General features: G+C 49.9%; 8 protein-coding genes. 6 read left to right on the forward strand and 2 right to left on the reverse strand.

The genetic code is table 11. From position 1 onward, the window contains the following. Positions 1 to 321 precede the first annotated feature (321 nt). The 4 genes from hrpA to LMG33818_RS06460 all read left to right on the forward strand — a co-directional run bounded on the left by hrpA (position 322) and on the right by LMG33818_RS06460 (position 7,913). Positions 322 to 4,281, forward strand: coding sequence for an ATP-dependent RNA helicase HrpA (hrpA, locus tag LMG33818_RS06445; RefSeq protein WP_442322604.1), 3,960 nt, complete (start codon positions 322 to 324; stop codon positions 4,279 to 4,281). A 126-nt stretch (positions 4,282 to 4,407) separates the two neighbouring features. Then, positions 4,408 to 5,208 (forward strand): MlaA family lipoprotein, encoded by an 801-nt coding sequence (locus LMG33818_RS06450; RefSeq protein ID WP_442322530.1) that lies wholly within the window; start codon positions 4,408 to 4,410, stop codon positions 5,206 to 5,208. A gap of 82 nt (positions 5,209 to 5,290) precedes the next feature. Continuing rightward, on the forward strand, positions 5,291 to 6,505 hold the full coding sequence (locus tag LMG33818_RS06455) for a Bcr/CflA family multidrug efflux MFS transporter (protein ID WP_442322531.1): 1,215 nt from the start codon (positions 5,291 to 5,293) through the stop codon (positions 6,503 to 6,505). Positions 6,506 to 6,764: 259 nt separating this feature from the next. Beyond that, positions 6,765 to 7,913, forward strand: a complete 1,149-nt coding sequence (locus LMG33818_RS06460) for an AI-2E family transporter (RefSeq protein WP_442322532.1) — start codon at positions 6,765 to 6,767, stop codon at positions 7,911 to 7,913. A 253-nt stretch (positions 7,914 to 8,166) separates the two neighbouring features. On the opposite strand, the gene trxA is transcribed toward LMG33818_RS06460, so the two are convergent. Then, positions 8,167 to 8,490, reverse strand: a complete 324-nt coding sequence (gene trxA / locus LMG33818_RS06465; protein ID WP_442322533.1) for a thioredoxin — start codon at positions 8,488 to 8,490, stop codon at positions 8,167 to 8,169. 288 nt (positions 8,491 to 8,778) lie between these two features. Continuing rightward, entirely contained in the window at positions 8,779 to 9,567 is a 789-nt protein-coding gene (locus tag LMG33818_RS06470; RefSeq protein ID WP_442322534.1) for a sulfite exporter TauE/SafE family protein, read from the reverse strand. Between the two features lie 166 nt (positions 9,568 to 9,733). Between LMG33818_RS06470 and cysB the strand changes: the two genes are divergently transcribed. Next, positions 9,734 to 10,708: an HTH-type transcriptional regulator CysB gene (gene cysB, locus LMG33818_RS06475; protein ID WP_442322535.1), complete on the forward strand. Its 975-nt coding sequence runs from the start codon at positions 9,734 to 9,736 to the stop codon at positions 10,706 to 10,708. A gap of 325 nt (positions 10,709 to 11,033) precedes the next feature. Next, positions 11,034 to 12,701, forward strand: coding sequence for an OpgD/OpgG family glucan biosynthesis protein (locus tag LMG33818_RS06480; protein ID WP_442322536.1), 1,668 nt, complete (start codon positions 11,034 to 11,036; stop codon positions 12,699 to 12,701). The last annotated feature ends 14 nt before the right edge of the window (positions 12,702 to 12,715 follow it).

A 12,715-nucleotide genomic window follows, 5' to 3' on the forward strand; every position in this document is an offset into this window, starting at 1 on the left:
CTTTCTCTTTCTGATGCCTGACTCCCTCCGGTGACTGCGCATTGCGGTCCAGTCAAGCGCTAGTCCATGATATTCTTCCTATCAGTGATATACGGGTCACCTGCATTCTATCGGATACCTGCGCTATACTGATCGTCGCAACATATTTTCCCGAATGAAGCTTCATATGACCGGCGTACACGGCTTTCCTGGTATTCAGTTTTCAGAAGTCAGGGATCGCATTCTCGCCGTCTACTTTCTTCTTGTCTTTATTTAACATCATCGATTCACGAGGTTGCTTTGAGCAATAGTGCTTCTTCCAGTGATACATCCATCCATCACATGCAGCCGCAGGCTAATGAACGTTCTCAGCTCGCAGCGCTTGAAATGCAACTGAAGAGTGTGACGTTAAAGGATCAGCATGCGCTTGGAAAACGGCTGGAAGGGTTACAACGGCGACTGGAACGGCAGCAACCGATTGACCGCGGCCTGCTAGAGGCCCGAAAGCATGTGGAAAAAAGCCGTCGGCAAGTAGAAGTGCGTGAAGCCCAACCCTTGAGCATTCGTTATCCCGAAGGGCTTCCCGTCAGTGCCAGGCACGATACCATCATGGCGGCATTGAAGGAGCATCAGGTCATCATAGTCGCCGGCGAAACCGGTTCTGGTAAAACAACCCAGTTACCCAAAATGTGCCTTGAGCTTGGTTTGGGCACGCGGGGCATAATAGGTCATACCCAGCCACGCCGTTTGGCGGCGCGTTCGGTGGCCGCCCGTTTGGCGGAAGAGCTGGAAACGCCCTTGGGAAGTGCCGTTGGTTACCAGATGCGCTTCAGCGATAATACGGGCCCGGAAACGCGCGTCAAGTTAATGACAGACGGTATTTTGCTGGCCGAAACACAGCATGATCCTGACTTGCTCAAATATGATGCCATTATCATTGATGAGGCTCATGAACGCAGCCTGAATATCGATTTCCTGTTGGGCTATCTGAAGCGTTTGCTGGCACGCCGTGCTGATCTCAAAGTTATTATCACTTCTGCGACCATTGATCTTGAGCGTTTTTCTCACCATTTCGCCAAAGAGGTAAATGGTAAGGATGTGCCTGCCCCCATTATCGAAGTATCCGGTCGTACGTTCGATGTGGATACTCTGTATCGTCCTTTGGTCAGAGCAGGGGAAGATGAAGAAGATATCAGCCTTCAGGAAGGCATTCTTCAAGCGGTAGAAGAGATCGAAACACTGGAGCGTGAGCGCCATTGGTTTCAGGGGCCGAGGGATATACTTGTTTTTCTTCCCGGTGAACGCGAGATTCGAGAAACCGCTGATACCTTGCGCCGCGCCCAGTTGCGCCATACCGAGGTGCTACCCCTTTATGCGCGGTTGTCCGCCAGCGAACAGAATCGTGTTTTTGCCAGCCATGCAGGGCGGCGTATCGTACTGGCGACGAACGTCGCAGAAACATCGCTGACCGTCCCGGGAATTCGTTATGTAATCGATCCCGGTCTGGCGCGTATCAGTCGTTACAGCTATCGTGCCAAAATCCAGCGTCTGCCCATCGAACCCATTAGTCAGGCCAGTGCGGATCAACGCAAGGGACGCTGTGGTCGTGTGGCCGAGGGAATATGCATTCGCCTCTATTCGGAAGAGGATTTTCTATCACGGCCAGCGTTTACCGACCCGGAGATCAAGCGCACCAATCTGGCAGCGGTTATTCTGTCCATGCTAGCGCTCAAACTGGGCGATATTGCTCGGTTTCCCTTTATTGATCCCCCCGATGCGCGTTTTGTGCGCGATGGCTTTCGTTTGTTGGAAGAACTGGAAGCGGTAGAACAACAGAAAATCACCCATCTGGGACGCCAATTGGCTCGCTTACCGATTGATCCACGACTGGCCCGTATGGTGCTGGCAGGGGACAAGATAGGATGTTTGCGGGAAATTCTGGTCGTGGTGAGTGCGCTGGCTGTGCAGGACCCGCGTGAGCGCCCAGCTGAAAAGCGTGAAGCTGCGGATCAGGCACACCGTGAGTGGGCTGACCCTGCCTCTGATTTTGCGGCATGGATCAATTTATGGAACGGTTTCAATACGGCGCGTGAAGAGTTGTCTTCCTCGGCGTTAAGGCGTTGGTGTCGTACTCACTATCTGAACTATATGCGCTTGCGTGAGTGGCATGATACCTATCGACAATTGCGCCAACTGGCACGAGAGTTGGGATTGGGTACTCTTAAGGTCAGTGAGGAGGTCGATTATGAAAAACTGCATCGTGCCTTACTTACGGGGCTGCTCTCCCATCTGGGGACGCTCTCGGAAGGGCGTGAATATCTGGGTGCGCGTAATCGCAAGTTCATGATTCATCCGTCTTCATATCTGAAGAAAAAAACACCGAAATGGATCATGGCCTTTGAATTGCTTGAAACATCCCGCCTTTTTGCGCGTGAAGTTGCCAGTATCAGGCCTGAATGGATTGAAGAGGCAGGAAAGCATCTACTGAAGCGAAGCCATTCCGAACCCCATTGGGAAAGTAAACGTGGGCAAGTCGTTGCGTTGGAAAGCGCTACTCTGTTTGGTTTGCCCGTGTATGCGCGAAGGCGAGTAGGGTATGGCAAAATCAATCCGCTGGAAGCGCGCGATATCTTTATTCGAAGTGGTTTGGTAGAAGGTGAATTACGTACCAACGCTCGTTTCATGGCGCATAATCAGGCGCTGGTGGAGGAGGTCGAGACGCTGGAAGATAAAGCTCGGAGGCGTGATATTCTGGTAGACGATGAAGAGCTTTATCAGTTCTACGACGAACGCCTGCCTGAAGGGATTTCTGATAGTCGCTCCTTTGAGCGTTGGCGCAAGAAAGAAGAAGCGAAGGATCCTCATATCCTCTTTGCGGATAAAAATACCCTGATGGCACGTGATGCCACCGAGGTCACGGAAAACGATTATCCTGAAGCCCTTCAACTGAACCGTGTTGAATTACCCTTGGGATACCATTTCGCACCCGGTCAGCGTGATGATGGGGTAACCATGACCGTGCCAGTGGTGATGCTTAAAACCCTGCCGCGGGCGCGTCTGGATTGGCTTGTCCCCGGCCTTCGTCGGGAAAAGGCCATTGCATTGTTAAAAGGCTTGCCCAAGCAGTATCGCCGGCAGGTGGTGCCGATTCCTGACTGGGTGGATGCCGCATTGGAGGCCATTACACCGTGTGAAAGCCTGATGGGGGAGGCTCTGGGTGATTTCCTGCGGCAAAAAACCGGGGTGAGGATTCCTGCCGAATTGTGGCAGGAGGTTGAGTTACCTTCACATCTTCAGCTCAATATTCGAGTGGTCGATGCCACCGGAAAACTATTGGGCCATGGACGCGATATCGATCAACTGATTCAGCAATTCTCGCAACAGGCGAATGCGGCTGAGCAAATGCCGGCCGCGGGTAAGGATTCGAACACACCGCCTCAGCCATTAACGCAATGGCCGGCCACCCCTCTACCTGAAAAAGAAGAGCAGGTTCAGGCGGGGATTCGTGTGACTCTTTACCCTGCGTTGACCGATGCTGGGGAAGGGCTTGCGGTCAAACAATTTGATTATCCCGAGACGGCACATGCGCAACATCGGCAAGGGGTTAAAAAAGCGGCCATGCTGGCGTTGCCTGAGCTTTACTCGACTTATGCGCGGTCGAAGGCAATCGAACCTCTGGCGGTGATGTACACCCAGGTAGGGCAAAAAAAGGATTTGGTGGATGATCTAATGAATGCGCTCTTTCTCGAGGCATTTGCCCATGACCCACTTCCCCGCACTGCTGAAGCCATGTCGCAGCGCATAGCTGAGCGTAAAAGTGAATTGCACTCCATTTTTCAACACCTTACCCATCTCTTGGCTGAAGTGTTAAGAGAAGTGCTTGATCTTCAGCGAATGATCAAGAAAGCCAGAATTGGCCTGGATGTAGCGCGTAGTTATGCTGACGTCAAAGCGCAATTGGCGAATCTTGTATATAAAGGCTTTATTGCTGATGCAGGCAATTGGCTGGAAGAATATCCTCGCTATTTGAACGGTGCGCGAATTCGATTAGAGAAGGTCGCGCGTGAGGTACGGCGTGATCAGTTGGCCATGGACGAGATCCAAACACTGGAATCACGTTTCAATGAACGTGCTACGCGGATGAAAGAGAGCGGTATAACTGAACCCTGGCTTAATGAGTTTTTCTGGCAATTACAGGAACTAAGAGTATCCTTGTTTGCCCAACAGCTTGGCACGGTGGAGCCCGTATCCGTTAAGCGACTCGAAAAGCGATGGAAAGAATCCATCAAGGAATTTGCCTGAGATTTCAAAGCCAGGATACCAACTTTCTGTTAAACTGGCATTAGTTGTGCTGCTAACTATTCGGTTGGTCAAATGCACACATAAAATCCCATGGAATGAAAAAAGTACAGAATACTGGGGAACACTATGAAGGTTTTGTCTAAGCTGCTGGTCATTGCCACAGCCTCTGTGGTTTTGAGCGGCTGTACAGGGATGTATACCAAAAACGGTACACCGAATGATCCCTGGCAGGGCTTCAACCGTGGCGTTTTTGCGTTTAACGACACGCTGGATCATTATGCGCTGCGCCCCATTGCACAAGGGTATCAGGATGTGACTCCTCATCCGGTTCGTGAAGGGGTGGGTAACTTCTTTAGTAACCTGAGTGATGTCGGTAATACAGTTAACGGTGTATTGCAGGGTAACCCTGCCATCGCTGGTACTTCTTTCCTGCGTTTGTTGATAAACTCGACGCTTGGGGTGGGTGGTTTGCTTGATCCTGCAGGGGATATGGGCATCCATCAGCGCAGTGAAGATATGGGTAAAACGCTGGCGGCATGGGGCTTCAAGTCTGGTCCTTTCCTGATGTTACCGCTATTGGGGCCAAGCGATTTGCGTGATACTGCCGGCTTGCCTGTGGATTGGTATACCAATGTCGCTACCTATATCAATAACAACTATGCCAAGTGGGGGCTTTACTTCGTAGACCTCGTTAACACACGTGCCTCACTGTTGGGTGATGACAATCTTGTACATGGTGACCGCTATATCTTCATTCGTGATGCATGGATGCAACATCGTCAGTTTGAAATTGATGGTGGCAAGATATCTCAGGATCCGTTCGCGGCAGGTGCCAGTGATTTCGATACCGGTGATCCGTCATCGGACAGTGCTTCCAGTACTAGTACGCAAGGTAATACGCCGAGCGCTGGTCAAACCGAAAAGTAATTCAGTAGGCTAAAAAGGCCCAAATCGGTCATACGGCCGGTTTGGGCCTTTTGTTTATCCGGCATTTCCCTGGAGTAAAGAGTTGAAGACCATTCGTTCCAATCATCTTGCGCTGATGGTAGCCGCTATCACCGCATTGGCTCCCTTTGGCATTGATGCTTACCTACCCGCTATACCCGCCCTGGCGTCACACCTTGGGGCCTCTATCCATCTGACATCAACCTCTATCAGCATATTCCTTGTTGGATTTGCAGTTGGACAGTTGGTGTTCGGGCCATTGTCGGATCGAATAGGGCGCCGTCCGGTACTGATCTTCGGTACGCTCATTTTTATGGCCGCGTGTGTTGGGCTGATCTTTGTCTCTTCTCTTGAAATGTTATGGGTATTGCGCTTCGTACAGGCAATCGGTGGGGGTGCCTGTGTAGTGAACTCCTCAGCCATTGTGCGTGACCGTTTTTCCGGTCAGGAGGCAGCTCGAGTGTTCTCCACAATGGTCATGATTCTGATGTTGGCACCTTTGGTTGCGCCTACTCTGGGGAGCCTACTGCTTTACCTGCAGGGCTGGCAGCTGGTTTTCGGTTTTCTATTCCTTTATGCGTTGCTGGTACTACTGATTGTCGTGTTCTTTTTGCCGGAAACCCGCGAACGTCCGCAGCAACCTCCCTCTGCTTTGATGGTAATAAAGCATTATGGTGAAGTCCTGACTCATCGTGCTGCCGTAGGCTATATGTGTGCTGTTGCGATGTCCTTCGCTGGCATGTTTGCCTTTATTACCAGCTCGCCTTACGTTTATATGGGCTATTATCATGTATCACCGGCTCTTTACCCGGTACTTTTTGGCGCCAATATCGTGGTTATGGCGGGTTCCAACCAGCTGAATATACGCCTCTTGAAGCATGTGTCAGCGCGCAGGATCATGAAAGTCGGTCTGGCTATTCAGCTTGTTACGGCGGCCTTGCTGGTGCTATGTATCGCAATGGGCATCGATAGACTCTGGATGGTGGTTGTTCTTGTCATGCTTTTTGTCGGTACACTTGGTTTGGTTTCTGCCAATGCTACCTCCAATATGCTGGATTTTTTCCCGCATATGAGTGCCACGGCCAATGCCGTGCAAGGCAGTATTCAATTTACCGCGGGTGCCTTATCGGGTGGTATCCTTGGGACGCTTGGTCAGAAAGGGGTATTACCCATGGCGATGATGATGATGATCACGGCGTTATTGGCTAATGTACTGGTACGCTGGCTTTCCGAGCGTCGAATGGAAAAACAGGTAGTAGTGGAGAATAACCCGTCATAAGAAGCACGCAGTGTTATGTAGGTAGTATAAGGGTAGAGGGTAATCAGCGCGTAGTGGTCATGGATAGTAGTATATCAATGCTTGTAATCAGTGGCTGTAAGCAATTGCTCGTAGTAAGCAGTGGGGCTTGGTATAACACAGTGGGTTGTAATAAAAATGAGCAGTAATAAGTAGGTTGAAACGAATTCTGCAGTGGACAGTGCTCTAAACGTATCTGTACACATGGATCATGGCGGTTACTTTGCAAAGCGAGAAGGTTATGTCGAAACCTGTACCGGATGATAAAAACGTCCAGACAACACGTTCACAGGAGACTTCAGCTTCTTCTGGCCAATCGGGAAGGTTGTTGGTTGTTGTGGCGGCGTTGTTTATTATTATTGGTGGCCTGAAATTGGGGAGTGACCTTGTCATTCCTATCTTACTGAGCCTTTTTGTCGCCGTTCTATTGGCCCAACCCACACGTTGGTTAACCAAAAAGAAGGTGCCCCCTACACTGGCTGTTCTAATTGTTATCGTTGTGGCATGCGTTTTATTCGGATTGGTGTCATTACTGATTGGCTCCCAGTTGGCTCAATTCAGTGATCAAATGCCGATGTTTGCACATCGCCTTAGCGCTCTCTACAACCAGGGCCTGTCTACTGTGCAGCATTGGGGCTTACCGGTGGATCGTAATGAAATTTCCCAACGTTTTGATCCTTCCCAATTGGTTCACTATGTACCTTCATTACTCAGCAGTGTAGGCAGTACGCTGTCACAAACGGTCGTCATTATAATCATGGCTGTGTTCATGATTTTTGAAATTCTGGATTTCCCCAAGAAACTCAGTGCCGCTTTCTCACAGGCAGAAAACAGTATTGAACAGTTCACCCAGTTTTCGAATAGCCTGACACGTTATTTGATCGTTAAATGTGAAGTCGGTCTAATATGCGGTGTGGCAACCACAATTGCCTGCTGGTGTCTGGGTGTGCAGTTTGCGCTAATTTGGGGGGTGTTGGCGTTTATGCTTAACTTTATCCCTAATATTGGTGCTTTTTTGTCAGCCATTCCGCCAGTTCTGTTAACGTTGGTAATGCCGGATGGCGGCTTCGTGACCGCCATTATCTTGGCCGCCATTCTATTCACCGTACACTTTACGGCCGGTAATCTTATCGAACCTCGTTTGATGGGGCATGCCTTGGGTATTTCTACCCTGATGGCCTTTATGTCCCTGATTATATGGGGGTGGATACTGGGGCCCATTGGCCTGATCCTGTCAGTGCCCCTGACCATGTCCCTCAAAATCGTATGCGAGTGCCATCCAAGTACACGTTGGTTTTCCGTCATGATTGGCCCTGCTGATGAGCACGAACCAAAAAAGAAGGATTCTAAAAATCAGCCTGGCAAAAATCAAAAGTCTAAAACAGGCTGAAACTGCCTATGGGTTAAATGGACTGATGTGAAAAAAGGGTAGGGTAAGATATGAAATAGTAGTGAGCAGGATAAGCGAGGGTAGCATTGAAGTAGTGAGCCTTGAAAACAGTGCACAAGGTATGCTCTCAATATTTTGCTCTTAAGGATTTTCCCAACCCCATCAAAAAAGCCGTGAGGCAGTGCCCCACGGCTTTTTTGCCAATGTCACAGGTTTTCACCCAGACATTACAGCCCGTCAAAAGGCTGACTGATCAAGCGTTTTGATCAATGAACTGCGCCAGCTGCGTTTTGGATTGAGCGCCTACCAGTGAGGCGATCTTGCTACCATCCTTGAACATGATGACGGTAGGCACACCGCGTACACCTTGTTCAGAAGCAATGTCAGCAGCATCATCAACATTGATGCTCACCACTTTCAGGTTATCTGAACGTTCTTCGGCAACCTCTTCAACAACAGGGGCCATCATTTTACAAGGACCACACCAGGGTGCCCAGAATTTCAATAGTACAGGTTTGTCAGACTGCAGAACTTCCTGATCGAAATTGCTGCTGGTGACATCTACGTTATTGGCCATCTCGACCTCCATAATTAATGACAGGCGTTTCGGTTGAAGCGCGTCGGATACGTTGATCATATCACTGATGCGCTGTGGGGCAAACCATCACCTTGATGCAACAAACTATCGCCTCGATGCAATAAACTAAGCGCCTTGATGCGATACACTAGGCGCTTGATGCAAACGCACTAGGAAAACTGATTCTCTCCCAATGCTGTAAATCGATCAATATCGTCTGACTGAATTCCTTTACCTTTCAGCTAGAGTAAATAAATGCTGTAAGTCGATTCTCTTCGAAACATGTTTTTAAAAAAAGAATTTAAAAGCGTAGTTTATTCCCAGCCCCAAAAGCAGCAACGTAAGAATCCAGCGTAACAGGTTGGCCGGCATTCGTTGTGCAATGACTGCACCAAGGTGAATAGCAGGCACTGAGCCAATCAGCAATGCAACAAGAAGTGTGAAGTCAACATTGCCCATCAGTAAATGGCCACCCCCTGCCACAAAGGTCAAGGGTACGGCATGCGCCAGGTCAGTACCGACAATTTTATTGGGTGTCAGACGTGAGTAGAGAAGGAGTAATACGGCTGTACCAAAAACTCCCGCGCCGACTGATGAAAGCGTGACACACACACCCAGAATGACACCGGAAAGAATGGTGAGAGGCGTTGCGTAACGGCTAACCCAGGCATCATGACGTTGTGCCAGGCGCGTTAGCGGTGTACGTAATATCAGTAAAATGGCAGTGACGACCAGCATTATACCCAACATACCCGTCAGTAAAGAGGCGTAGGCATGTTTGTCAGCTGAAAAATGGTGCAGTAGCGCAATAGTGACAAAAGTGGCTGGCAAGCTTCCGCAGCACAGCCTTGCCATGATCGCCCAATCCACATTGCCGCGGCGCTGATGACTAATCAATCCACTGATCTTGGTAATGGCGGCATACAACAAATCTGTACCGATAGCCATTTGAGGCGGAATCCCCATTGCCAAAAGGAGCGGCGTCATCAATGACCCGCCCCCTACGCCTGTACACCCCATCAAAATGCCGACCCCGGCGCCGGCTATGATGTAAAACAGAAATTGTGTTAAATGCATATCACGCTCTTTGGGAAATAACCTGACCGATTGGTCATGTAAGCATATAGTAATAACGAGGAAGCAAATTAAAGCTATAATGTTATAGCTTAAAAGACTGATTGTTCATGATTTTATTCCTTGATAGCATTAGCCAATAAAATCGGCCTCTGAGGAGCATTCAGCGTTGAAACTTCAACAATTGCGTTATGTCTGGGAAGTCTCCCGTCATAATCTTAATGTTTCGGCTACTGCCCAGAGCCTTTTTACTTCTCAGCCGGGAATTTCCAAGCAAATCCGATTGCTGGAAGGTGAACTGGGGGTGGAAATCTTCGCTCGAAGCGGTAAACATCTCACTCGCGTCACCCCTGCGGGGCAATCCGTGATCGATTTGGCGGGGCAGGTGTTGCGCACCGTCGAAAATATCAAGCAGGTAGCACAGGAACACAGCGATGACCGCCGCGGTGAGCTCACCATTGCCACCACCCATACGCAGGCTCGTTATGCATTGCCAGAGGTCATTCATGCCTTTGGTGAACGGTATCCCGGTATTACCCTTCACATGCATCAAAGTGACCCGCGTCAAATTGCCCAGTTGGTAGTCGATGGCAAGGCAGATTTCGCTATTTGCACGGAAGCACTCTCCCTTTATAACGACTTGGTTATTCTTCCTTTATATCGCTGGAACCGCAGTATTCTTGTGCCTGAAGATCATCCTTTTGCAAAACTACAAGAGGGCGAGTTGACACTGGATATGCTGGCCACTGTGCCTCTGGTTACCTACACCAAAGGCTTTACCGGGCGTTCCCGACTCGATGACGCCTTTCGAGCCAAAGGGTTAACCGCCAATGTCGTACTAACGGCAGCCGATGCAGATGTGATCAAGACGTACGTCAAGCTGGGGATGGGTGTGGGTATCGTGGCGCACATGGCTGCAGAGGAATATACGCCGGGACTGGTTGCTGTGGATGCTTCCCATTTGTTTGATTACTCATTGACCAGTGTTGGTATTCGACGTGGCACATTCCTGCGCCGTTATATGCTTGATTTCCTTGAGCGTCTTGCTCCGCATCTTGACAGGGATCGTGTTGAGGCAGCCATGATGTCAGGTATCGGCGAAGAGTCGGCCGTATTCGACAATGTAGAAATTCCGATTCGGTGAATGTAGCCACCATTTTTCTACTTTTTTCGACGCGGCATATGGTTTTGCCCACATAAAGTGACGGCAGTTTACAGTTTCACAACAGTTTAGCGCTGTCACTCTGTGCGTGTTCAAGGCACTATAAGTATACAAGTAAGGGTGGCCTGAATACCCTGATGAATTATTTCGGGCATGAGTGCAGAGGCGGTGAGGGTAGTGCGCCTGAAGAGTGTCAGGAAGCACTCTGACTGTGCATGCTCACATGGCTTGAAGAGTGCACAGGCAGGGTTTGACCGGTATCCATTTATGCCACTCACATTCACACAGCACAGAGACGAGTTTCTGTATGGATCGTAGATCACTACTTAAAGCTTCATTGGCGGTCGCCACCTATTGTGGTGTGCCGTCTCTGGCGGGATACACCAACTCCGCCGTCGCCGCAGAGTCATCGATTGCCGATGGAAAGCCTTTATCCTTCAGCTTCGATATACTGAAACAACATGCTCAACAATTGTCTTCTGAGGATTATGGTGGTGCGCCTTCCCCCTTACCGGCCACGCTAGCGAATCTGGACCCGCTTTCCTATCAGAAAATCCAGTATGATCCCGATCATTCACTGTGGCACAATCTCAGAAATCGCACGCTGGATGTGCAGTTCTTTCACGTTGGCATGGGCTTCAAGCGTCGTGTGCGCATGTTCTCATTGGATCCGGCTACACATAAATCCCGTGAGATACATTTCCGTCCTGATCTCTTTGCCTATAAAGGAACAGGAGTGGATGTCAGCCAGATCAGCCATGACCAACAGCTGGGTTTTGCCGGTTTCCGGGTCTTCGAAAAACCGCAGCTGGACAGCCATGACTTTCTGTCATTTTTAGGTGCGAGCTACTTTCGTGCTGATGGTGGGGACGGTCAATATGGTCTTTCAGCACGTGGATTGGCCATTGATACCTTTTACCAGAATAAGGCGGAAGAGTTTCCTGACTTCGTCGCGTTCTGGATTGAAACCCCTGAACCCTCCTCTGCGACGACATTTACCGTTTACGCCTTGCTTGATAGCCCCAGTGCAACAGGTGCCTACCGTTTCGTAATGCATTGCGACAATGGCAAAGTACGCATGGATATTGACGCCAACATCTATGCACGTGAGGATATTGGGCAGCTTGGTGTGGCACCCATGACCAGTATGTTCAGTTGTGGCACCAATGATCGCCGTGCCTGCATGACCTTCCACCCTCAGATTCACGACTCTGACCGCTTGTCCATGTGGCGCGGAAATGGTGAATGGATTTGTCGCCCGCTGGATAATCCTGAGCATATTCAATTCAACGCTTTTGCTGATGAAAATCCCAAGGGCTTTGGATTACTGCAGTTGGACCGTGATTTCGCCTCTTATCAGGATACGGTCGATGGCTATAATCGTCGTCCCTCCTTATGGGTCGAGCCCCGTAGCGAGTGGGGCAAAGGGTCGATTGACCTGATGGAACTGCCGACGACGGGTGAAACACTGGACAATATCGTTTGTTTCTGGAATCCCGCCGAAGCGATCAAGAAGGGCAGTGCCCATCACTTTGCCTACCGCCTTTATTGGTCACCTACACCGCCGTTCAAATCACCTCTGGCGAACGTGTATGCGACACGCGATGGCATTGGTGGCTTTACCGAAGGGTGGGCACCGGGCGAGCACTGGCCGACTACCTGGGCTCGTCGTTTTGCCGTTGATTTCGTTGGTGACACTTTGAATCTGCCTGAAGGACAGGGTATTGATCCACAGATTTCCGTGTCATCAGGTGAAGCCAAGTCTATACAGGTTCTGCAGATACCAGAGATAAAAGGGTACCGTGTGCTGTTCGATTGGTATCCCAACAATGCCTCTACAGACCCAGTCAATATGCGCCTGTACCTTAAATCCTCTGCGGGTAATACGTTAAGTGAAACCTGGTTGTACCAGTACTTTCCCCCTGCGCCCGCAGACCGTCGCTATCCGGACTGGCCTGCTGGCAAGCATGATTGATACAGAGTTTCCAC

The sequence above is a fragment of the Cernens ardua genome, from assembly GCF_051251085.1.
Taxonomy (GTDB): Bacteria; Pseudomonadota; Gammaproteobacteria; order Pseudomonadales; family Halomonadaceae; genus Cernens; species Cernens ardua.